Origin of the sequence: Klebsiella sp. YJ (assembly GCF_002108615.1) — a bacterium.
In the GTDB taxonomy this organism is placed as follows: Bacteria; Pseudomonadota; Gammaproteobacteria; order Enterobacterales; family Enterobacteriaceae; genus Klebsiella; species Klebsiella planticola.
In genome coordinates this window covers 152,933-174,986 of record NZ_MTEG01000007.1, presented here as the reverse complement: position 1 = coordinate 174,986, position 22,054 = coordinate 152,933, and the positions used below count along the sequence as shown (strand labels likewise).

The window sequence follows — 22,054 nt, the reverse complement described above, 5'->3', positions numbered from 1 at the left end:
GGCAAGGACCTGTGCGGAAGGAAACGCACAGGTGTACCGAAGACCGTCAGCTCTGCAATTTCGCTAATGTAGCGATGGCTTCAGGAGGCAGGGTTAATGCGCCAGCGGCCAGGTTTTCCTGCAGATGCTGGAGCGAAGAGGTGCCCGGGATCAGCAGAATATTAGGCGAACGTTGCAGCAGCCAGGCGAGCGCAACCTGCATCGGTGTCGCCTCCAGCGCGGCGGCAACATCATTCAGTTCCTGTGCCTGTAGCGGGGTAAATCCCCCAAGCGGGAAGAAAGGGACGTAGGCAATATTTTGTGCGGCAAGCTCATCAATCAGCGCATCGTCTCCGCGATTGGCGACGTTATATTGGTTTTGCACGCAAACAACCGGCGTCAGTTTTTGCGCATCGGCCACCTGCTTCGCCGTGACGTTACTGAGGCCGATGTGGCGAATAAGCCCACGTTCTTTAAGTTCAAGCAGCGTGGTCAGCGGCGCTTCCAGTGAGCCTTCTACCGGACCGTGGGTGCCGAGCATGCTGCGCAGATTGACGATCTCCAGAACATCGAGCCCCAGATTACGCAGGTTGTCTTCCACCGCCTGGGTGAGCTCTTCCGGCGACATCGCCGGCAGCCAGTTGCCCTTTTCATCACGACGAGCGCTGACTTTCGTCACGATGCAGAGATCGTCTGCATAAGGGTAGAGCGCTTTGCGAATCAGCTGGTTAGTAATATGCGGACCGTAAAAATCGGAGGTATCAATATGATTGACCCCCGCCTCTACCGCTGCGCGCAGGACACGGATAGCGGCGTCCGGATCGGCAGGCGGACCAAATACGCCGGGGCCGGCTAACTGCATGGCCCCGTAACCCAGGCGATAGACCTGGCGATGACCTAATGTTCCGTTTCCGGATAGTTTTACGCTGGACATGGCGACTCCCCACTGGTGTGCAAACCCTAAGTGTAAACCTGGCGAGGAAGTCCGGATGGCAGGAATATTGGCAGAACGTGCGGCGGCGGTGATAACCGCCGCCGCAGAGGGGAAAATTAGCTAAAGAACATGACCGAAACGCACAGCAGGCCGACCACCAGGGTGATGAAATTACCCACTGAACGGTAGGGTTTGAGTGCGGGAATAATGTAGGTCGACAGCGTCGGCATGATGAACAGGATCATGGCGATCAGCGGACCGCTGATGGCATAGATCATGGAAATGGCGTTTGGATTGATGAAGCAAACTATGAACGTCAGCGTTGAGACCAGCAGAATCGACATCGCGCGGTTAAAGGCGCGGCTTTTACGAATGCCGACCTGATTCAGCGACGTTTTCACGATTTCGCTGGCGCCTTCAATCACGCCAAAATAGGTGCCGAGAAATGACTTCGACATGGCCACGACGGCGACCACGATGCCTGTTATCGCCAGCCACGCCGGGGAGCCTGGCATCATCGACAGCGCGGAGAGAATGGTCACCCCTTCGTTGCGTGCGCTTTCAATATAGGAGACCGGTATCGCCAGCAGGCAGCTGAAGACAAAAAACAGCACGCTGGCGCAGATGATGGTATAGGCCACCTTCATGATTTTTTTGCATTTACCCATAGCCAGATCACCATATTTCTCCTGCTGATCGATAGCAAAAGTTGAAATGATTGGCGTATGGCTAAAAGCGAAAACCATCACAGGGATCGAGATCCAGACCTGGTGGAACGTATGTGAGGTCAGCTGCAACTGACTGGTGAGGTGCTCAGGTTGCCAGTCGCCGATTAAATAGATCGACAAGAACAGGAAGCAGGCAATCAGCGGGAACACCAAAAAACCCATCACCTTAATTGTGATATGGCGGCCCATCAAAAAGATCAGGTTCAACACCATGACCACGGCCAGACTTAGCATGGCGCGAACGGCGGGCGTAATCGGCATGTGCCTTGCCAGCTGCTCGGCGAGCGAGTTGGTGATTGCCACGGCGTAAATCAGAACTACCACGAAGAAGGCGAGGAAATAGAGTGCGGTGATCAGATTACCCACTTTCTTGCCGTAGTAATGGTTAACCGCCCCGGTGATCCCGACGCCGGGCGCAACTTTCGCGGAGAGAATGAACTGACTCAGTGCTTTATGCGGCCAGTAGGTTAACGGCCAGGCGACCAGCGCGGTGATGAACAGAACAATGGCGCCAGCAGACCCCAGCTGGATCGGCAAAAACAGAGTGCCAGCGCCTACGGCAGTGCCATATAAGGCAAAACTCCAAAGAGTTTCTTCTTTAGACCAAATTTTAGACATTGTGTGAATTTATCAACCGTAAGACCAAAAAAAAGGAGTGTAATTTACCACAACAATGAATGTGCCGTTGCGATACTTTCGGATGACAAATAAGGCAGGGGATCGCCGGGCATCCTCCCCGGCGATGAAGAGCAGTTAGCTGCGTGCCAGGATCCGCTGCTGGCGATATTTCAGTACCCGTTCGCGCAGGGTATCCCATCCCCAGTTAAACAGCATGGTGTAGGGCAGGAAGAACAGCATAAAGCCGATTTCCAGCATAAACGCCTGGATCACCGGGATCCCGAGAATCAGTGCCACGGCGGTGACCCCGATAAGAATAAACCCGGACTCAAAGCCGATGGCGTGCAGCGCGCGGACTTTCAGGGTTCGCACCACGCGAGATACCGGCCACAGGCGGTCAAAAGCGGCGTTATAAATCAGGTTCCATACCATGGCCAGCGTCGCGAGCAGCACGCTCAGCCCACCCATTTCAAGAACCGAACGCTGCATCAGCCAGGCGGCGGTCGGGGCAAGAATTAATGTGGCGAGTCCTTCAAAACTGACCGCATGGATAACGCGCTCTGTCAGCGTCTTACGCTGAAATTGGTTCTGTTGCATGGCTTGCTACCTCCGAAAAAGCCGTTGCTCTGACCGGTTCCTCTGCGACAGGGAGGGAACAGATTCTGAGAAATTACTCCGCATTTTATGGATAAATATGATAAACAAAAGATAGATTCCATCGATAAAGTAGATAGTTCATGCGCTATTCTCCCGAAGCTCTCACCGCATTTGTTGAAGCCGTGGCCTGCGGGTCTTTTTCTGCCGCCGCCCGCCGGCTGCGCAAAAGCCAGTCCACCATCAGCACCGCCATTTCAAACCTTGAAGCCGATCTGGGCGTCGCGCTGTTTGACCGCGCGACCCGCCATCCCACGCTGACGCCGCAGGGTGAACAGGTGCTGAGTTACGTCAAAGCGATTCTGGCGGCCAGCGATCGGCTGGATGAGCTGGCTATTTCACTGTCTGATGAAACGGAAGCGCGCCTGACGTTTGTTCTCTCCGACACGCTGCACCCGGATGTGCTGGAGGATCTGCTGCAGCAGTTCGATCGTCGTTTTCCCCACACCGAGTTTGAATGCCTGATAGGGGAAGATGAGGATGTCATTGACCTGTTGCAGAAGGAGCGCGCGCAGGTGGGGCTGATTGAGGCCCGGGATAGCTATCCGACGGAGATTGGCAGCACCCGGCTGCCGTTACAAACGGCGATGGCTATCTACGTGGCCCCCGCGCATCCGCTGGCGGCACAGGGGCGGGTCACCTGGGATGAGCTGCATAGCTGGCGAGAACTGCGCCTGAGCACTTTTCTGGCCAGCTCGCTGGAGCCTGCGAAAGGCCAGGTCTGGTCGGCGCCGAACTATTTACTGCTGCTCAGCATGACGGTACAGGGGCTGGGATGGTGCATTTTACCCTGTGCGCTGGTTGAAGAGTTTGCCGGGTCAGGCACGCTGGTGGCGCTGAACATTCCCGGCTGGCCGCGGGCGATTTCCGTTGATTTACTGTGGAATAAGAAGGCGCCACCGGGGAAAGCCGGGAGCTGGCTGCGTCAGCATTTACAGCGCCAGGAACCCGCAACGCGGGGCTAATCTTTGTGATTTGCCTCACTTTTTTTAAACAATTGCGAAATTTTTTGATAACAATTCTCTACTATGTTGCTGTTTCTTTGCGCACAGGCAGGGCAGAGGTAGAGGATGAAAGATGTCGTGATCGTTGGTGCGTTGCGCACCCCGATAGGGTGTTTTCAGGGAACGTTGTCGCGCCACTCCGCGGTAGAGTTGGGGAGTCTCGTGGTCAAGGCTCTGGTGGAACGTACCGGTATCGACCCGCAAAGTGTTGATGAAGTGATCCTCGGGCAGGTGCTGACTGCGGGGACCGGGCAAAACCCGGCCCGTCAATCGGCGATCCGCGGCGGTCTACCGAATACCGTTTCTGCCATTACGATTAACGACGTGTGTGGTTCCGGACTGAAGGCGCTGCATCTGGCGACGCAGGCAATCCAGTGCGGTGAAGCCGACGTGGTGATTGCCGGCGGTCAGGAAAATATGAGCCGGGCGCCGCACGTTCTCACCGATAGCCGCACCGGCGCTCAGCTGGGTAACAGCCAGCTGATTGACAGCCTGGTTCACGATGGTTTGTGGGATGCTTTCAACGACTATCACATGGGAGTCACGGCGGAAAACCTGGCGCGTGAATATGGTATCAGCCGCGAGCTGCAGGATGCCTGGGCGCTGAGTTCGCAGCAAAAGGCCCGGCGGGCGATTGATTCAGGGCGCTTTCGTGATGAGATTGTGCCGGTGACCACCGAGCTGAACGGGGCGCCGCGCACCGTTGATACCGATGAGCAGCCGCGGGTCGATGCCAGCGCCGAAGGGCTGGCCAGTCTGCTACCCACCTTCGATCGGCTGGGTTCAGTGACCGCAGGCAACGCTTCCAGCATCAATGACGGCGCGGCGGCGGTAATGATGATGAGCGAATCGAAAGCGCAGGAGCTCGGTCTGCCGATCCTTGCGCGGATCCGCGCTTTTGCCAGCGTCGGCGTCGATCCGGCCCTGATGGGGATCGCGCCGGTACACGCGACGCGCCGCTGTCTGGAAAGAGCGGGCTGGCGGCTGGATGAGGTCGATCTTATCGAGGCCAATGAGGCATTTGCCGCCCAGGCGATTTCTGTGGGACGAGTGTTGGAATGGGATGAGCGGCGGGTCAATGTCAACGGCGGGGCGATTGCGCTGGGCCATCCTATTGGGGCATCCGGCTGCCGTATTCTGGTTTCTCTGGTGCACGAGATGATTAAACGCGATGCCCGCAAAGGGTTGGCTACGCTCTGTATCGGCGGTGGTCAGGGCGTTGCGCTGGCGGTAGAACGCGCATAGTCCCGCTTTGCTTTACCTGCTTCTCAAGCCTCCTTGCGGAGGCTTTTTTATTGGCTTTTCTCCCCGCAGATCCCGGCAAAATTCAGCGAAACAGGGGTGATAAAGGCCTTTTTTGTTGAGCTTTGTCACGTCCTGCTGTGCCATGTTTTTTGAAACAAATAATTACGATCTCGATCACTAAAACATGCGTCCTTAAAAAATAAAATGCAGTTTCATAAAATAGAAACATAATTTTAATTTTGAGGGGTACCCTATGTTTGCAAGATCTCTGGCCCTTGCTTCTCTCTGTGCCGCAGCGTTTTCCGCTTCCGCTGTCACCGTTGATTTGCGTCATGAATTCATTGATGGAGGTAAAACAGATAAAACCAACGCCGACCGCGTCTCGGTCTCCCATCGCTTTGCCAACGGATTCGGCTTCTCCGTTGAGGCAAAGTGGAAGTCAGGCGGCGATAATACCTCGCAACCGTATTCAGATTTTGTCGGCAACGGCCACGAAGAGACCATTAGCTGGCAGTGGAAGGCGAATCAGAACTTCTCCGTGACGCCGGGGTTTAATATTGAGAGCAACGATAGCCGCTCAATCTACAAACCCAATCTGCGGGTGCAATACAGCTTCGATAATGGTTTCTACGTGGCGGCCCGTTACCGCTACGACTATACCCGCTACCCGGCGAGCGCCGGCAAAGAAGACGATAAAGTGAACCGTGGCGATGCGTGGGCCGGTTTTGTGATGGGCAACTGGCGTACCGAGCTGAACTATGTTTATGCCCGCAGCTCCGAGGGGGTGAACCGCAACGACAACAAGCCTTACTCCCAGGAGTACAACGTGAAGCTGGCCTATAAGCTGGACAAAAACTGGGCGCCGTATGGTGAAGTGGGCAACGTTGGGGTGAATGACCGCAGCGATCGCCAGACCCGTTTCCGCGTCGGGGTGGCTTACAGCTTCTGATAAAACCCTCTTCCGTCATGACCCCGGAGCCGTTAGCCGGGGTTTTCTGTTGCTGTCGTCCGGCAGCGCGTCCTTTAGCACTGATTCTGGCGAAAGCAGGTTTGCCGCTCGCGCTGTTGAGAGGAGCCGCGGAAAATTTCACCGGCACGGGTGCAACAGAAGGTGAGCAGAAAATGGCTTTTGCCTGCCTCAGATACGCCGCCGGGCGGTAATGAAACAAAAAAGCCCTCCGCGAAGGAGGGCAAGGCCAGTTACAGAAACACACTCAAAAACGATACGGATATTACGCCTGCAGCATCTCCGGATGCGCTGGCAGTTTCGCGATGTAGATAGCCGGTTTTCCGTCTTTGTCCGAGCTGAACAAGATTGCGCCATCGTCCGGCGTAAACGAAGGATGCGGATGGGTGACCTGGCGGCTATTGGCGACCGTCGCCCAGGAGGTATCATGCCGGGCAACGCGGAAGTAAGCCTGTTTCGCGACATCAAAGACATAGAGATAAGGGTCATTATCAATGGTGTAACCGCTGGTATCTTTCACATCCACCGGCGTACCAGAGCCATCCCCGACTAACAGCGTGCCGTCGAAATTGCTCATCAGATGCGAGCAGGCGGGCATCGACATCAGCGCGGTATTGATGCCGGTATCCGGATCGAAGCGATAAATCGTCCGTCCCTGTTGACCTTTCAGATAAGAGACATAAATCAGCGCAGAACCGTTCGGGACCCAGAATTCGTGGGTACAGCTTTCACCCTCGGCATGCTCTTTGACTTTCCGTACGTGGCTGCCATCTTCGTTGACCATCCACATCCGGGCGTCGACCAGATCGTGCGGCCCTTCATGGCAGAAGGCGACGGTGTTGTCGTCGAACGGGCGGTAGATAGGATGACCCAGCCATTTTTTCTCTTCATGAATAACGCGGCTCTCGCCGCTTTGCAGGTCGACGCGCAGCAGACGGCAGTGCGGACCTTTATGGAAGAAGTCGTGGAAAATCTGCCAGTCGTTGAGCGGCGTCCAGTCGCTTTTCGCAATCTCAATACCGACCAGTTTGCTGCAGTCGCTGTTGGCGACCCAGGTACCGTATCCGACCCACTCATCCGGGACGCGGTAGACCTGACGTTCCTGGAGGGTTGAAAGGTTGACTTCCAGCAGCGTACGGTCGTTTTTAACGTAATAGAGCGCGGAGTCATCCGGTGAGAGAAAACCGCCGAAGGTATTATCGCCGGCGCCTTCGGTGAGCTGAACGGCCTCGGCTGTCGCGATATTTAACAGATAGTAGTTCCAGTGGCCATCAAACTCGCCGGCGAACAGCAGGTGGCTGCCATCATTAAAAAAACACTTCTGATAGAAATAGTTACGATGACAGGTTACTTCCGGAGGGGTTAAGCGGGTGATCTCCGCGCCGGTATCCGGATCGCGACTGACTGCATAATTCAATTTTACCCGCATGCCTTTAGCCATGATGTACTCCTTTTCCTTCCCGCGATGTCGCCTGTCTGCAGGGGACGTGTAGCCAGGTGAGGTTGATTTAAAAGATGAGTGTTAATTTATCAAAACATCGTTTCATTATTTGTGATGACGAGCGCAATTCGCCATAAAATGTTGCTCTGGATCGCGGTTTTACCGCTCTGTCACCTGGCATCTCGAGGCGATCTTTGTTTTCATGCCCACTTTTTGCGTTTTGCCGTCCTTTTTCAAAGTTAAATTAACTCATTGTATTTTATTATTTTTATATCTTTTCTTGCGCATCGCTCCGTGATCGGTTTTGCATTTTTGATAAATAGATGGTGAAAATATGAAACGTTGTTTTAATAAAAATTGAAAACACCTTTCCTCGGGGGTAAGATGTCGACACCAGTAAAACGAAACTATGTTTTATTTTTAAGGTGGGTAATACCCAGAGCGTTTTCCCTGGCGTAAGCAACCGTGAGGGATGCGGATCGGACAAATAGAACCTTGCCTGTGTTGTACGGGCTCTGAAAGATTAAGGAACAAAGTATGATACTTGATGCATTCTCTCTACAGGGTAAAGTGGCTGTTGTCACCGGCTGCGATACCGGTCTGGGTCAGGGTATGGCGCTCGGTCTGGCCGAAGCGGGCTGCGATATTGTCGGCATTAATATTGTTGAGCCGGTGGAAACGATTGAGCGTGTTACCGCGCTGGGACGTCGTTTCCTGAGCCTGACCGCCGATTTGCGCCAGATTGACGGTATTCCTCAACTGCTTGAGCGTGCGGTTGCCGAATTCGGTCATATCGATATTCTGGTCAACAACGCCGGTCTGATTCGTCGTCAGGATGCCCTTGAATTCAGTGAGAAAGAGTGGGATGACGTGATGGATCTGAACATCAAGACCGTGTTCTTTATGTCTCAGGCGGCGGCGAAGCACTTTATTGCCCAGGGTAACGGCGGCAAGATCATTAACATCGCGTCGATGCTCTCTTTCCAGGGCGGTATTCGCGTACCGTCCTACACCGCATCAAAAAGCGGCGTGATGGGGGTGACCCGTCTGCTGGCGAACGAGTGGGCGAAGTACAACATCAACGTCAATGCGATTGCGCCGGGCTATATGGCGACCAACAACACCCAGCAGCTGCGCTCCGATGAACAGCGTAGCGCGGAAATTCTTGACCGCATTCCGGCAGGGCGCTGGGGCTTACCGGACGATCTGAAAGGGCCGGTGGTCTTTCTCTCCTCCAGCGCATCGGATTACATTAACGGCTACACCGTGGCGGTCGATGGCGGCTGGCTGGCGCGCTAAGCTCGCGCGGCGACAGGCGATAAACCCTGCTGTGACGGCAGGGTTTTTTTATGCCTGGCGGCGGTGGGCCAGGTCACTTCACCATGCGGCAACCGGCGCAACAGCGATAAAAAATGAACATTAATTATCCATATTTAGATGGCTCTTAATTTGAAGATCGTCCATATCATTTCGTCATGCTTTCAGCTATATACCAATAAATAAAGGGAGTTAATAAACAGTGATTGATGAAACGGCAATAATAGAAAGTTTAATGTCCATCACAAAACAACTCCTTCCAGCTATTTAATCCATATCTTTGACGTCTCCTCCCTGACACTTTGTCGCGTCGATCGCGTACTTTCACTGAACGTCTTACTTTGCTCAGGCAGGAAAAAAATGACCTCAATCAGTGACGGCACGACGGTCCTGGCGCGTAGCCAGCGTGATACCCGACGCATGAACCAGTTTGTCTCTATTGCCGCTGCGGTGGCTGGATTGCTATTTGGCCTCGATATAGGGGTGATTGCCGGGGCGCTGCCCTTTATTACCGACCATTTTGTCTTATCCAGCCGGCTGCAGGAGTGGGTGGTCAGCAGCATGATGCTCGGGGCGGCGGTTGGCGCGCTGTTCAACGGCTGGCTCTCCTTCCGACTGGGACGTAAATACAGTCTGATGGCGGGGGCGGTACTGTTTGTGGCCGGGTCGGTCGGATCGGCGTTTGCCGCGAGTGTCGAAATGCTGCTGGCGGCAAGGATCATTCTCGGTATCGCCGTGGGGATCGCCTCGTATACCGCGCCGCTGTATCTTTCTGAAATGGCGAGTGAAAATGTGCGCGGTAAGATGATCAGTATGTATCAGCTGATGGTGACGCTGGGGATCGTCATGGCCTTCCTGTCCGACACCGCATTCAGCTACAGCGGTAACTGGCGGGCGATGCTGGGCGTTCTGGCGCTGCCGGCGCTCCTGCTGATGGTTCTGGTGATTTTCCTGCCGAATAGCCCGCGCTGGCTGGCTGAAAAGGGGCGCCACGTCGAAGCGGAAGAGGTGCTGCGTATGCTGCGCGATACTTCGGAAAAAGCCCGTGATGAGCTCAATGAAATCCGCGAAAGCTTGAAGCTTAAGCAAGGCGGCTGGGCGCTGTTTAAGATCAATCGCAACGTCCGCCGCGCGGTCTTCCTTGGCATGCTGTTACAGGCGATGCAGCAATTTACCGGCATGAATATCATCATGTACTACGCGCCGCGTATTTTTAAAATGGCCGGCTTCACCACCACCGAGCAGCAGATGGTTGCCACGCTGGTAGTGGGCCTGACCTTTATGTTTGCGACCTTTATCGCGGTCTTTACCGTCGATAAAGCGGGGCGTAAACCGGCGCTGAAAATCGGCTTTAGCGTGATGGCTATCGGAACGCTGGTGCTGGGCTACTGCCTGATGCAGTTTGATAACGGTACCGCCTCCAGCGGGCTGTCCTGGCTTTCCGTCGGCATGACCATGATGTGCATTGCAGGCTATGCGATGAGCGCCGCGCCGGTGGTGTGGATCCTGTGTTCGGAAATTCAGCCGCTGAAATGCCGCGACTTTGGCATCACCTGTTCGACCACCACCAACTGGGTGTCGAACATGATTATCGGCGCCACCTTCCTGACGCTGCTGGATACGATTGGCGCAGCGGGGACCTTCTGGCTCTACACCGCGCTGAACGTGGCGTTTATCGGCGTGACGTTCTGGCTGATTCCGGAAACCAAAAACGTCACGCTCGAACATATTGAGCGCCGACTGATGTCCGGCGAAAAGCTGCGCAATATCGGTAATTAATCACAAGGATGCTCTGGGCAGCCACGGACTGGCTACGCGTACCGTTTCCCGATGGTTATCACCGTGAATAATATGCAAGGCGCTCAGGCGCCCGATGTCATAGTGCGGCAGCTGCACCGTCGATAGCGGCGGTAAAAACAGATCGCCAATGCCGACCATATTATCGTAGCCCAGCACCGCAACGTCCTGCGGAATCCGCAATCCTTGCGCCAGCAGCGTCTGATAGACCATAAAGGCGATACGATCGTTGCCGCAGATAATCGAATCGAACGACGGTTTCCCCCGGCGGAGATGGGCCTGCACCACGGCGGGAATATCTTGATAGTGCTGATCGCCCCAGGTCATATAGCTGTGCACCAACGTATCCGGATCGATACCGGCTTCGCGGCAGGCGCGCTCCAGCCCGTGGCGGCGGCGCACGGTGGCAAGATGGTTGGCCGGGAGATGTAAACAGAGCGGGTTACGGTAGCCTGCGGCGAGCAGCGCTTTTACCGCAGCGTACTGACCCTGCTCATCATCAGGAATATAGCTGGCGACCGGGTCGTTAAGACTTTCGCAGTTGGCGAGGACGCAGGGGAGCGTCAGCAGCTTGGCCGGAACGGGGACCTGGCGCAGCCCCATGGTGGTGTAGATGATACCGTCAGGACGGTGGGAGAGCAGCAGATCGACGATGGTTTCCGGACTATCATCGGAAAACATATTCACCACGAAGCTGTTCCAGCCATGCGCGCGGGCGGTCTCTTCGATAGATAACGTGATCTCAACCGAAAACGGCGTGGTGACGGTATCCAGTGCCAGTACGCCAATGGTATTCGGCGTGGCGCGCGCGCCGCGGATTTTCTTGGCTGACAGGTCGGGGACATAGTTGGTCTGTTCGATAGCCGCCTGAACGCGAGCCAACGTCTCGGGTTTCAGACGTTCCGGGTTGTTCAGCGCCCGTGAAACCGTCATCAGAGATACGTTTGCCAGTTTTGCCACATCTTTCAAGGATGCCATATTTCACACTCCACCGTTGCCGCATGCAACAGGCTATACAACTAAGTTGCTGATGTAAAAGGATCATACGATATTCTATCGTATGCCGTGTTCTCTCCGTGGGCCGGATTATTTGATCGCGATCGCACCCTCGTTATGTTAACGTTAACTTTTGTGATTAACATCATGTATCTCAGTAAAACGGCATGATTTATGTTTTTTGTTAACGTTACCATTGCATGCATTACCCCTACACGAGAATGTCATGATGAAAGCCCATCACTCTCACAGCTATCCGCTCCTCAGCGCCTTACTGTTTTTCTTTTTTGTTACCTGGTCCTCTTCCGGCTCATTGCTCTCTATCTGGTTGCACCAGGAAGTCGGGCTCAAGGCGGGGGACACCGGGATCATCTACGCCGTGCTTTCCGTATCAGCGCTGTTTGCCCAGGTGTGTTACGGCTTTATTCAGGACAAGCTCGGGCTGCGTAAAAACCTGCTGTGGTATATCACCGTGCTACTGATTCTCTCCGGGCCAGCCTATCTGCTGTTTGGTTATCTGCTGAAAATAAACGTGCTGCTCGGCAGTATTTTTGGCGGGATCTATATCGGCTTAACCTTTAACGGCGGCATCGGGGTTCTCGAATCCTATACCGAACGCGTGGCGCGCCAGAGCCAGTTTGAATTTGGTCGGGCGCGTATGTGGGGATCGCTGGGTTGGGCGGTGGCGACCTTTTTTGCCGGACTGCTGTTTAACATCAATCCGAAACTTAACTTTGCGGTCGCCAGCTGTTCCGGCCTGGTATTCTTTGTTCTGCTGGCGCGGCTGCGGGTCTCCTCCGCACCGCAGGCCATGCAGGAAGCGATCTCGGGCGGCAAAGTAACGCTGGAGGATGCGCTGCGTCTGCTGACGCTGCCGCGTTTCTGGGCGCTGGTCTTTTTTGTCGTCGGGACCTGCATTTACGGCGTCTACGACCAACAGTTCCCGGTCTACTTTTCCTCGCAGTTCGCAACCTTGCAGGAAGGGAACGCGATGTACGGCTACCTGAATTCTTTCCAGGTGTTCCTCGAAGCGGCCGGGATGTTCTGCGCGCCGTGGCTGGTTAACCGTATTGGCGCGAAAAACGGCCTGATTTTCGCCGGGATGGTCATGGCATTACGTATGGTGGCCTCCGGGCTGGTGGAAGGGCCGCTGCTGATTTCCATCACCAAACTGCTCCATGCGGTGGAGCTGCCGGTACTGCTGGTCGCCATCTTTAAATACAACAGCTTAAACTTTGATAAACGCCTCTCTTCCACGCTGTACCTGGTGGGCTTTGCCTGCACCAGCTCGGTCATTGCCACGGTGCTGTCGCCGCTGGCGGGCTACAGCTACGAGAAATACGGCTTCGCCCAGTCCTATCTGATTATGGGACTGCTGGTGTTCTGCACCACCTTTATCTCCATTTTCTTGTTGCGATCCAGTCGCTCATCTTCGGATCCGATGATGTCGCAACCCTCCGCTATCTGAATGAAAAGAGTGAAGAATATGATGTATACCGTTGCTAACGCTGAACAGGAACTGCAGGCGAAACGCGAGGCGTTAAACCTGCGCTGGTACCCACGCTACCATCTCGCCGCCCGTGCGGGCTGGATCAACGATCCCAATGGTCTGGTCTGGTTTGACGGCTGGTATCACGCCTTTTATCAGCATCATCCTTACTCCACGCAGTGGGGACCGATGCACTGGGGTCATGCGCGCAGCAAGGATTTAGTCCATTGGGAACACCTGCCGGTGGCGCTGGCGCCGGAAGGGCCGGAGGATAAAGATGGCTGCTTCTCCGGTTCGGCGGTGGTGGACGGCGATACGCTGGCGCTGATCTATACCGGGCATAAATTCCACGGCGATCCCAGCGACGAAGAGAATCTCTATCAGGTGCAGTGTCTGGCCACCAGTCGCGACGGCATTCACTTTGAGCGTCAGGGGATGGTACTGGATACGCCGCCGGGGCTGCATCATTTCCGCGACCCGAAGGTGTGGCGCGTCGGCGACAGCTGGTACATGATCGTCGGCGCCCGCGTCGGCGATACCGGTCAGGTGCGCCTGTACCGCTCGGACGATCTGCATCAGTGGCATGAGGAAGGGGTCCTCGACGAAGCGGAAGAGAAGATGGGCTATATGTGGGAATGCCCGGACTTCTTCACCCTCGGCGATAAGCACGTGCTGATGTTCTCTCCGCAGGGGCTGGCGGCGCAGGGCTACGAGAACCGTAATTTATTCCAGAGCGGCTACCTGCTCGGCGACTGGCAGTCCGGACAGCGCTTTGCGCGTGAAGGTCAGTTTGTTGAAATGGACCACGGGCATGACTTTTATGCTCCGCAAAGCTTCGAAACGCCCGACGGCCGCCGTATCGTCATCGGCTGGCTGGATATGTGGGAATCACCGATGCCGGAACAGCAGGACGGCTGGGCAGGAATGCTCTCTCTCCCGCGTGAGCTGAGCCTGAGTGAGGACAACCGTCTGCAGATGCGTCCGGCGAAAGAGGTGGAGTGTTTGCGTCGCGCCTGGTTCCCGTGGCCGGTCAGCACCGTGAAGAATCAGCAGTTGCTGATGGTGGAAAACTGCGATGCGATGGAGGTTATCCTGCACTGGGACTGCGCCAACAGCACCGCCGAACAATATGGACTGAGCTTTGGCGACGGTCTACGCGTCTACGTTGACGCGCAGATGCAGCGTCTGGTGCTCGAACGCCACTATCCGCAGTACGGCCTGTGCGGCGTACGCAGCGTACCGCTCACCGCCGCTGCGCCGCTGAAACTGCGCCTGTTCTTTGATAGCTCCTCGGTTGAGGTCTTCGTCAATGATGGCGAGGCCTGCCTGAGTAGCCGTATTTATCCGGACGCTTCCCGCCGGGAATTATCATTATTGGCCTGGAGCGGTACCGCTTTATTATCTGAGGGCGGCGCCTGGCAGTTAGAATAAATAAACTCAATGTTGTTAATAACCCGTCCGCGGCGACGGGCGGGTTATTATTGTCATCGTCGTCGCCGGTTTTATCCATAAATAAAAAATTTCATTTAATTAAATAATAAGAAAGGGTTTACCGATGAAAAAGATCTGGGTCGGATGTATTGTGACGTCTTTATTTACCCCTCTGGCTAATGCGCAGGCGCCGTTATCTCTTGAGGAGCGGCTGGCGCAAATGGAGCAGCGGCTCAAGGCGACCGAACAGCGGGCGGCCAGCGCGGAGGCGGAAATTAAGACGCTTAAAGGCCAGCAGGCGCCAGCAACGGTGGCCAGCGTTGCACCGGCTAAACCGGCTTTACAGCTTAATGATTATGGCGAATTAAAATTCTATGGCGACGTTGAATTTAATATGGATGGCGCCAGCCGCACCGGTAGCCTGACGTCGGTGAAAACCAGTGCTAATAAAAACTGGGCGCCGGGAGATAAAGAACGCTGGGATATTAACGGCCGTATTCTGCTGGGCTTTGATGGCCTGCGTAAAGGCGCTGACGGGAAATATGCTGGCTTCAGCGTGCAGCCGCTGGCGGATATGACCGGGAAAATGAATCTCGATGATGCGGTATTCTTCTTTGGCCGCCAGGATGACTGGAAAATTAAAGTGGGGCGTTTTGAAGCCTATGATATGTTCCCGCTGAATCAGGATACCTTTATTGAGTATTCCGGTAATACGGCCAACGATCTGTACAGCGACGGCTACGGCTATATCTATATGATGAAAGAGGGACGCGGGCGTAGCAGCAGCGGCGGCAACTTTCTGCTCAGCAAAACGCTGGATAACTGGTACTTTGAGCTGAATACGCTGGTGGAGGACGGCAGCTCGCTGTTCGTCAACCGCAGCTATCACGGCAACGCGCTGGATAATCGCAAAAACGTCGCCTATGTTCGCCCGGTGGTGGCCTGGCAGTCCGGCGCCTGGTCGGTGGCGGCTGCGGCGGAGAGCAACCTGGTGAATAACGCCTACGGTTATGACAAGCAAAATGGCGGCTGGGTCGACCAGTCAAATCGTACCGGTTACGGGATGACCATGAGCTGGAACACGCTGAAAACCGATGCCGAAAATGGCGCGGTGGTGAATCTGAGTACCGCCTATCTTGACGCGGCGGATGAGAAAGATTTCAGCGCCGGTATCAACGCATTATGGCATCGTGTAGAGCTGGGCTATATCTATGCGCATAACAAAATCGACCAGTTCAATATGTCTGGGGTGAGCGGGGAATGTGACGGCGACTGCGCGATTCTGGCGCCGGGACGTTATGACATTCACACCATTCATACCTCATGGCAACTGCCGAATATTATGGATATGCCGAACTTTAATATCTATCTCGGGGCCTATGCCTCCTGGCTGGACTCTTCGGCGGCGAAAACCGGCAGTACGGATGACCGCTACGGTGCACGCGTTCGCTTCAAATATTTCTTCTGACAGGGCTCCCGGGTCGCGGCATAAACGCCGCGCCCGGGCTACCGGCCCGCGGACGGTGGTGAACTCGTAGCCCCCGCTAAGGCGTCAGCCGCCAGCGGGGAGATCGCCAGAGGCTGGTCTGGATGGGGTTTCCCGGAGGCGATGTTGCACATCTGTTCGGGCTACCGGCCTGCAGACGGCGGTGAACTCGTAGCCCCGCTAAGGCGTCAGCCGCCAGCGGGGAGATCGCCAGAGGCTGGTCTGGATGGGGTTTCCCGGAGGCGATGTTGCACATCTGTTCGGGCTGCCGGCCCGCGGACGGCGGTGAACTCGTAGCCCCGCTAAGGCGTCAGCCGCCAGCGGGGGAGATCGCCAGAGGCTGGTCTGGATGGGGTTTCCCGGAGGCGATGCCGCATGACTACACCTCCGCCAGATACAGCGCCGGCATCCCTTCTTTATCGGAAGTGAATAGCACCCAGCGGTTATCCGGCGAAAATGACGGATGCGGATGAGTAACCTGACGATCGCCGTCGAGCACTTTCCAGCTGGAGTCGTGGCGACAGATGGCCTGCTGCGTACCGGACTGCACATCAAATACCCAGATAAACGGATCGTTTAGCTGAATATCGCCGGTATGATGCGGTGCGCCATCGCCGACGACCAGTGAGCCGTCGTGGTTGCTCATCAGGTGCGAGCAGGGGGGAATGGTCAGCAGCCGACGATTATCCAGCGTGGTCGGATCGGCACGGTAGAGATAGCGCTGCGGATCGTTTTCCCGGTGGGCGACGTAATAGAGCGCGGAGCCGTCCGGCACCCAGAACTCATGGGTGAAACTCTCCCCCGGCTGGTGCTGGCGAACGTTGCGCATATTGCTGCCGTCAGCATTGATAAGCCACATCCTGGCGTCGATAGCATCGCGCGGTCCTTCGTGGCAGAACGCGATGGTCTGGTCATCAAACGGCCGGTAAATCGGATGACCCAGCCAGCGTTTCTCCTGCAGGATAACGCGGCGCTCGCCGCTATGCAGGTCGATATTGATCAGGCGGCATTCGGGATGGGTAAAATAAAAGGCGCGGAATTTACTCCAGTCGGTGAGCGGCTGCCAGTCGCTTTTTTTGATCTCGATGCCGACCAGTTTGTTGCAATCGCTGTTTGCCACCCAGGTACCATAGGCGACCCAGTCGTCATCCACTTCGTAAACCACCTGCTCTTCCCGCGTAGCCAGATCCACGCGGCGCAACTGCTGATTGTTTTTCACGTACCACAGCGTGCGGTCATCGTCGGATAAAAAACCACCGAAGGTATTGTCTCCAGGCCCGTCGGTCAGTTGAATGGCCTGCTGCGCGGCAATATCGAGTAAATAGTAGTTCCAGTGGCCCTCGAATCCGCCGCCGAAAATAAGTTTGCTGCCATCCCGGGTAAAGCATTTTTGATAGAAGTAGTTACGGTGGCAGATAACGTGCGGCGGCGTCATCCGAATCACCCGATGTCCGGTTTCGCTGTCTTCCGTGGTGCGGAAATCCAACGGGATAATCTTGCCCTTCATGGTTCACTCCTGACAAAAAATACCCCGCAGCGGGCGCTGCGGGGCAGGGGAGGTGGCAAACACTTAGCGCATGGCGCGCCGTAAAATGCGGTCAGACTGGCGCTGGAAGTCCACCGCCGTCTCTTCGACGCTTTTCTGCCCGTAGTCGATGTACTGCAGCGACGTGCCAAACTGGGCAACGATCTGCGGGTCATCAAAGTAAGGCGATACCGAAAGTTTTGTCGGCAGCGACTGCGCCAGCTTCAGCCCGGATACGGCCGGATCGTCGGTTTTGATCGTGCCGTCTTCGGTCAGGTATTTCACCGCCACTTTGCTTAACGGCACGCCGCGCTCCAGGCCCAGCGTATCCACGCCCTCTTTGCTGTTCAGCAGGAAGTTAATCACTTTCGCCGCCGCTTCCGGGTTTTTCGTCGATTTGCCGATGGAGAGCATCTGCGCCGGTTTAAAGAACAGGCCGGCATCGGTGGCGCCCGGTAGCATCGGGTAGTCGCCCAGCGCCAGCTTCGCCGGCGGCTTCAGGTTGTCGGAGTATTTGTTGATGGTGGAGTTCCACATGTATGTCCCCGCCCATTCCCCCTGAATCCACGGTTTCATCTCATACATGTTGCTCTTGCCGAACGAGGCATAGTATTTGGTGTCCGGCATCACGTGGCTGTCGATGAGCTTTTTGTACATCTGGAAGAATTCGACCCACTGTTCTTTGCTGTAGGAGAATTTCTTCGTTTTCTCGTCGATAGCCGGCTGGTTGTACTTCTGAATCATGTAGGAGTTCAGCAGCGCCAGGGTATCCTGGTGCTCCAGCACCACCGGGAAATACTGCTTACCCAGTTTGCTCTCAAAGGTTTTGCCCGCCGCCATCAGCTCATCCCAGGTTTTCGGGAAGGCAACGCCGGCTTTTTTCCAGGTTTCGTCGTTAAAGTAGAATACCCTGGCGGTAACGGAAATCGGGATACCGTTGAGTTTGCCATTGACCGTGGTGGACTGCAGCTCTTTGGCGTCGAACTGGCTGAGGTCGATGACATCCTTCATTTTGTTCAGATCGTAGAAACCTTCCCCGTTCTTCGAGAAGATAGGCAGCCAGTTCCAGTTTGTCTGCATCACGTCCGGCTCGGTTCCCCCGGCGATTTGGGTGGTCAGGCGCGAAAGATGGCCGTCCCAGCCGGTGTATTCGGCTTTAACGTTGATGTCCGGATTCTGTTTATGAAACTCCTCCAGCGCTTTCAGGGTGACCTGATGGCGGCCGTTGCCGCCCCACCATGACATACGCAGATCGACATCCTTTGCCAGAGACGGTAACGCGGTAAGGCCCAGAGTGGCGGAGATTACGGCGCTTAAAAGCACTTTTTTCATTTTAATACTCCAGTGATTACAGAGAGATGTTCTGTTCGGTGGCGGCATCAAACAGATGGCACTTATTCATGTCGAATTTGAACCACACCTTGCGATGCAGCCCTTTATCAATCATCGGCTTCGCTTCGTCAGAAGGGACGCGGGCGGTCAGTTCATAGTCGGCGACTTTCAGGTAGACGAAAAACTCGTGCCCCATGTTTTCGACCCGCACCATTTCGCCCGAGCAGCCGCCTTCGGCGAACGGCTCATCGGCGATGGAGACAAACTCCGGGCGGACGCCGTAGAACAGCGGCTGGTTTTTATGGCTGCCGACTTTATCCTGCAGGGCCGCGCTTAACGGCAGCAGCTCATCGCCGATAGTCAGGTGCAGGCGACCGGCCTGTTCAACCAGCTTGCTGGGGCGAATGTTCATCTCCGGGGCACCGATAAAGCCGGCAACGAACATGTTTTTCGGTTTGTGGTACAGGTTGTCCGGAGTATCGACCTGCATGATATGCCCGAGCTTCATGACGCAGATACGGTCGCCCATGGTCATCGCTTCGGTCTGGTCGTGGGTGACGTACACGGTGGTCGCCGGCTTGCCGGATTTCTTCAGCTGCTTGTGCAGATCGGAAATACGGATACGCATCGAGGCGCGCAGCTTGGCGTCAAGGTTAGAGAGCGGCTCATCAAACAGGAACACATCCGGTTTTTTGACAATCGCGCGGCCAACCGCCACGCGCTGGGCCTGGCCGCCGGAAAGCTGGCGCGGAAGACGGTCGAGCAGCTCTTCCAGCTCGAGGATTTTGGCCGCTTCGTTAACCTGGGCATCAATCTGGTCTTTCGGCAGCTTGCTCAGCTTGAGACCAAAGGCGAGATTCTCACGCACCGTCATGTGCGGGTAGAGCGCATAGTTCTGGAACACCATCGCAATACCGCGCGCTTTTGGCGCAAGGTTGTTGACGATCTTCTCGCCGATACGCACTTCGCCGCCGCTGATGGTTTCCAGTCCCGCCAGCATACGCAGGGTGGTGGATTTCGCACAGCCGGATGGACCGACGATCACCATAAACTCGCCGTCCGCGATTTTCAGGTCGATAGCATGTACCGCTTTGAAGCCGTTGGAGTAAACTTTTTCCAGTTTGTTGAAAATAACTTCAGCCATGATATTTCCCTCTTAACCTTTGATTCCGCTGCTGGTAACGCCCTGTACGAAGTAGCGTTGTGCCAGGAAGAACACGATGATGGATGGCAGAATGGAGATACTCGCCATTGCCAGAATTTCGTTCCACGGAGCGCCTTCCGTGACGTCGATGGACATTTTCAGCGCCAGTGCGATCGGATATTTATCCACGCTGTAGACGTAAATCAGCGGACCGATAAAGTCGTTCATCGACCACATAAACTGGAACAGCGCCACCGAGATAATCGCCGGTTTCAGGATTGGCACCACCACGTACCACAGCACCTGAATGGAGTTACAACCGTCGATCTGCGCCGCCTCTTCCATGTCGCGCGGTACGCCGCGCAGGAACTGGATAAGCATGAAGACGAAGAATCCCTGGGTGGCGAAAGCCAGCGGCAGATACAGCGGCAGATAGCTGTTCAGCATGCCCATTTCACGGAACATCAGGTACTGCGGGATCAGCAGGACGGTGCTCGGCAGCAGCATGGTGGTGATGAGCGTGGCGAACCAGAATTTCTTCCACGGGATTTCGAAGCGGGCAAAGCCGTAGGCCACGATGGTCGAGGAGATAATGGTCAGCAGGACTTTCGGGATCACATACTTAAAGGTGTTCAGCATGTAGTGACCGAAGTTGTACTCGGTACCGGTTTTCCAGCCGTTAATAAAGCCGTCCCAGGTCGCGTGGGCCGGCCACAGGCTCAGGGTGGTGAAAATCTCATGGTTCGGTTTGAACGACGCCGAGAACATCCACACCAGCGGGTAGAGCATCAGCAGGCCGACGAACAGCAGGATGACATAACGGATGGTCCGGCTGACTTTTTCGCGGCGCAGGGTGCGGGCAACTTCACGCTCCGCAATTTCCGTTGCCGGGGTGATTTGTTGAATATCAGCCATTTTTGCCTCCTTTATCGGCGGAGTAGAACACCCAATATTTCGATGACTTAAAGGCGATGGCGGCAAAGACCGCAACCACCAGGAACAGCACCCATGCCAGCGCCGCGCCGTACCCCATATCGAAGTACTTAAAGGCGGTGTCGTAGATATAGAGCGAGAACAGATAGGTGGAGTAGGTTGGGCCGCCGCCGGTGATGACGTACGGACCGGTAAACTCCTGGAACGCCTGGGTGGTCTGCATAATAAAGTTGAAGAAGATGACCGGCGTAATCAGCGGCACGGTGACCTTCATAAACATCTGCCACTTAGACGCGCCGTCGATCATCGCCGCTTCATACTGTGACTGCGGGACGTTTTGCAGCGCAGCGAGGAAGATGACCATCGCCGAACCAAACTGCCAGACGCGCAGCAGGGTGACGGACATCAGCGCCAGCGACGGCTCACCGAGCCAGTTCACCGGGTCGAATCCCAGCACGCCGATAAAGCTGTTCAGCAGGCCGTCGATAGCAAACAGCGCGCGCCACAGGACGGCAATCGCTACCGAGCTACCGAGAATGGACGGAATGTAATAAGCGGTACGGAAAAAGCCGATACCGCGCAGCTTAAAGTTGAGGACAAACGCTATACCCAGTGCGAAGGCCAGTTTTAACGGTATCGTTAAAAAGACGTAGGCAAAGGTCACACCCATGGATTTCCAGAAGAGGCCATCTTCGGTCAACATGTAGCGATAGTTTTCAATGCCGTTAAACACCGGCGGGCTCATCAAATCGTACTCAGTGAAACTGAGGAAGAAAGATGAAACGAAGGGAAAAGCGGTAAAGACTATCAGCCCGATGATATAGGGCGATATCCATGCCAATCCCAGCATCTTGTTTTCATTCATACATACCTACCTGGCTTACGAGTTTGTAAAACGGATTCGGTGTCGTGGTTTTCTGCGCCCAGTCGCGGCCAGAAAGTGAATCGGTATCGGGTGTCTCAGCTGGCGTTGGCTTCCTTTTTAACCTTGTGTTTGTTATGGGTTTTTGCTCGCAGCGTCCCTGCTGAGCCTG

18 protein-coding genes are annotated in these 22,054 nt (G+C 55.3%); 8 read left to right on the top strand and 10 right to left on the bottom strand.

What is annotated here, in order from left to right:
* Nucleotides 1-46: 46 nt before the first annotated feature.
* From BV390_RS09665 to BV390_RS09655, 3 genes are all read right to left on the bottom strand, one after another.
* The gene (locus tag BV390_RS09665) at nt 47-913 is read right to left on the bottom strand and encodes an aldo/keto reductase family oxidoreductase (RefSeq protein ID WP_032690864.1); all 867 of its coding nucleotides are present in this window, start codon (nt 911-913) and stop codon (nt 47-49) included.
* A 116-nt stretch (nt 914-1,029) separates the two neighbouring features.
* Nucleotides 1,030-2,259, bottom strand: a complete 1,230-nt coding sequence (locus tag BV390_RS09660; protein ID WP_032690865.1) for an amino acid permease — start codon at nt 2,257-2,259, stop codon at nt 1,030-1,032.
* A 135-nt stretch (nt 2,260-2,394) separates the two neighbouring features.
* Nucleotides 2,395-2,856: a multidrug/biocide efflux PACE transporter gene (locus tag BV390_RS09655; RefSeq protein ID WP_032690866.1), complete on the bottom strand. Its 462-nt coding sequence runs from the start codon at nt 2,854-2,856 to the stop codon at nt 2,395-2,397.
* Between the two features lie 140 nt (nt 2,857-2,996).
* Between BV390_RS09655 and BV390_RS09650 the strand changes: the two genes are divergently transcribed.
* The 3 genes from BV390_RS09650 (at nt 2,997) to BV390_RS09640 (ending at nt 6,111) form a co-directional block, all read left to right on the top strand.
* The gene (locus BV390_RS09650) at nt 2,997-3,878 is read left to right on the top strand and encodes a LysR family transcriptional regulator (protein WP_032690867.1); all 882 of its coding nucleotides are present in this window, start codon (nt 2,997-2,999) and stop codon (nt 3,876-3,878) included.
* Between the two features lie 105 nt (nt 3,879-3,983).
* Nucleotides 3,984-5,162: an acetyl-CoA C-acetyltransferase gene (locus tag BV390_RS09645; protein ID WP_004867193.1), complete on the top strand. Its 1,179-nt coding sequence runs from the start codon at nt 3,984-3,986 to the stop codon at nt 5,160-5,162.
* A 253-nt stretch (nt 5,163-5,415) separates the two neighbouring features.
* Entirely contained in the window at nt 5,416-6,111 is a 696-nt protein-coding gene (locus tag BV390_RS09640; RefSeq protein ID WP_032690868.1) for an oligogalacturonate-specific porin KdgM family protein, read from the top strand.
* 283 nt (nt 6,112-6,394) lie between these two features.
* On the opposite strand, the gene BV390_RS09635 is transcribed toward BV390_RS09640, so the two are convergent.
* Nucleotides 6,395-7,570: an oligogalacturonate lyase family protein gene (locus BV390_RS09635; RefSeq protein ID WP_085396863.1), complete on the bottom strand. Its 1,176-nt coding sequence runs from the start codon at nt 7,568-7,570 to the stop codon at nt 6,395-6,397.
* A 537-nt stretch (nt 7,571-8,107) separates the two neighbouring features.
* On the opposite strand from BV390_RS09635, the gene kduD reads away from it, so the two are divergent.
* Both kduD and araE read left to right on the top strand, forming a co-directional pair.
* Nucleotides 8,108-8,869 carry a 2-dehydro-3-deoxy-D-gluconate 5-dehydrogenase KduD gene (kduD, locus tag BV390_RS09630; protein WP_085396862.1) on the top strand — a complete coding sequence of 254 codons (762 nt, stop codon included), beginning with the start codon at nt 8,108-8,110 and terminating at the stop codon, nt 8,867-8,869.
* 378 nt (nt 8,870-9,247) lie between these two features.
* Complete coding sequence (gene araE, locus BV390_RS09625) at nt 9,248-10,666, top strand: arabinose-proton symporter AraE (protein WP_032696716.1); 1,419 nt, start codon at nt 9,248-9,250, stop codon at nt 10,664-10,666.
* On the opposite strand, the gene BV390_RS09620 is transcribed toward araE, so the two are convergent.
* A complete protein-coding gene (locus BV390_RS09620) occupies nt 10,667-11,662 on the bottom strand; it encodes a LacI family DNA-binding transcriptional regulator (protein ID WP_032696717.1) in 996 nt (331 codons plus the stop codon). It lies immediately after the preceding gene.
* A gap of 244 nt (nt 11,663-11,906) precedes the next feature.
* On the opposite strand from BV390_RS09620, the gene BV390_RS09615 reads away from it, so the two are divergent.
* From BV390_RS09615 to BV390_RS09605, 3 genes are all read left to right on the top strand, one after another.
* Nucleotides 11,907-13,148, top strand: coding sequence for an MFS transporter (locus BV390_RS09615; RefSeq protein ID WP_004867177.1), 1,242 nt, complete (start codon nt 11,907-11,909; stop codon nt 13,146-13,148).
* Between the two features lie 18 nt (nt 13,149-13,166).
* Entirely contained in the window at nt 13,167-14,600 is a 1,434-nt protein-coding gene (locus BV390_RS09610) for a glycoside hydrolase family 32 protein (RefSeq protein ID WP_085396861.1), read from the top strand.
* A gap of 124 nt (nt 14,601-14,724) precedes the next feature.
* Nucleotides 14,725-16,068, top strand: a complete 1,344-nt coding sequence (locus tag BV390_RS09605) for a carbohydrate porin (protein WP_085396859.1) — start codon at nt 14,725-14,727, stop codon at nt 16,066-16,068.
* 397 nt (nt 16,069-16,465) lie between these two features.
* Here the strand turns inward: BV390_RS09605 and BV390_RS09600 are convergent, their stop codons facing one another.
* The 5 genes from BV390_RS09600 to BV390_RS09580 form a co-directional block, all read right to left on the bottom strand.
* On the bottom strand, nt 16,466-17,593 hold the full coding sequence (locus BV390_RS09600) for an oligogalacturonate lyase family protein (RefSeq protein WP_032690875.1): 1,128 nt from the start codon (nt 17,591-17,593) through the stop codon (nt 16,466-16,468).
* 63 nt (nt 17,594-17,656) lie between these two features.
* On the bottom strand, nt 17,657-18,943 hold the full coding sequence (locus BV390_RS09595; RefSeq protein ID WP_032690876.1) for an ABC transporter substrate-binding protein: 1,287 nt from the start codon (nt 18,941-18,943) through the stop codon (nt 17,657-17,659).
* A 16-nt stretch (nt 18,944-18,959) separates the two neighbouring features.
* Entirely contained in the window at nt 18,960-20,087 is a 1,128-nt protein-coding gene (locus tag BV390_RS09590; RefSeq protein WP_032698860.1) for an ABC transporter ATP-binding protein, read from the bottom strand.
* 12 nt (nt 20,088-20,099) lie between these two features.
* Nucleotides 20,100-21,002 carry a carbohydrate ABC transporter permease gene (locus BV390_RS09585; protein WP_032690878.1) on the bottom strand — a complete coding sequence of 301 codons (903 nt, stop codon included), beginning with the start codon at nt 21,000-21,002 and terminating at the stop codon, nt 20,100-20,102.
* Nucleotides 20,995-21,885 (bottom strand): carbohydrate ABC transporter permease, encoded by an 891-nt coding sequence (locus BV390_RS09580; RefSeq protein ID WP_004115132.1) that lies wholly within the window; start codon nt 21,883-21,885, stop codon nt 20,995-20,997. Before BV390_RS09580 ends, BV390_RS09585 begins: the two co-directional genes overlap by 8 nt.
* Between the last annotated feature and the right edge of the window lie 169 nt (nt 21,886-22,054).

Bases quoted from the DNA above. Each gene is read 5' to 3' on its own strand.
- BV390_RS09665 (WP_032690864.1), bottom strand. From the start codon at position 913: ATGTCCAGCGTAAAACTATCCGGAAACGGAACATTAGGTCATCGCCAG.
- BV390_RS09660 (WP_032690865.1), bottom strand. From the start codon at position 2,259: ATGTCTAAAATTTGGTCTAAAGAAGAAACTCTTTGGAGTTTTGCCTTA.
- BV390_RS09655 (WP_032690866.1), bottom strand. From the start codon at position 2,856: ATGCAACAGAACCAATTTCAGCGTAAGACGCTGACAGAGCGCGTTATC.
- BV390_RS09650 (WP_032690867.1), top strand. From the start codon at position 2,997: ATGCGCTATTCTCCCGAAGCTCTCACCGCATTTGTTGAAGCCGTGGCC.
- BV390_RS09645 (WP_004867193.1), top strand. From the start codon at position 3,984: ATGAAAGATGTCGTGATCGTTGGTGCGTTGCGCACCCCGATAGGGTGT.
- BV390_RS09640 (WP_032690868.1), top strand. From the start codon at position 5,416: ATGTTTGCAAGATCTCTGGCCCTTGCTTCTCTCTGTGCCGCAGCGTTT.
- BV390_RS09635 (WP_085396863.1), bottom strand. From the start codon at position 7,570: ATGGCTAAAGGCATGCGGGTAAAATTGAATTATGCAGTCAGTCGCGAT.
- kduD (WP_085396862.1), top strand. From the start codon at position 8,108: ATGATACTTGATGCATTCTCTCTACAGGGTAAAGTGGCTGTTGTCACC.
- araE (WP_032696716.1), top strand. From the start codon at position 9,248: ATGACCTCAATCAGTGACGGCACGACGGTCCTGGCGCGTAGCCAGCGT.
- BV390_RS09620 (WP_032696717.1), bottom strand. From the start codon at position 11,662: ATGGCATCCTTGAAAGATGTGGCAAAACTGGCAAACGTATCTCTGATG.
- BV390_RS09615 (WP_004867177.1), top strand. From the start codon at position 11,907: ATGATGAAAGCCCATCACTCTCACAGCTATCCGCTCCTCAGCGCCTTA.
- BV390_RS09610 (WP_085396861.1), top strand. From the start codon at position 13,167: ATGATGTATACCGTTGCTAACGCTGAACAGGAACTGCAGGCGAAACGC.
- BV390_RS09605 (WP_085396859.1), top strand. From the start codon at position 14,725: ATGAAAAAGATCTGGGTCGGATGTATTGTGACGTCTTTATTTACCCCT.
- BV390_RS09600 (WP_032690875.1), bottom strand. From the start codon at position 17,593: ATGAAGGGCAAGATTATCCCGTTGGATTTCCGCACCACGGAAGACAGC.
- BV390_RS09595 (WP_032690876.1), bottom strand. From the start codon at position 18,943: ATGAAAAAAGTGCTTTTAAGCGCCGTAATCTCCGCCACTCTGGGCCTT.
- BV390_RS09590 (WP_032698860.1), bottom strand. From the start codon at position 20,087: ATGGCTGAAGTTATTTTCAACAAACTGGAAAAAGTTTACTCCAACGGC.
- BV390_RS09585 (WP_032690878.1), bottom strand. From the start codon at position 21,002: ATGGCTGATATTCAACAAATCACCCCGGCAACGGAAATTGCGGAGCGT.
- BV390_RS09580 (WP_004115132.1), bottom strand. From the start codon at position 21,885: ATGAATGAAAACAAGATGCTGGGATTGGCATGGATATCGCCCTATATC.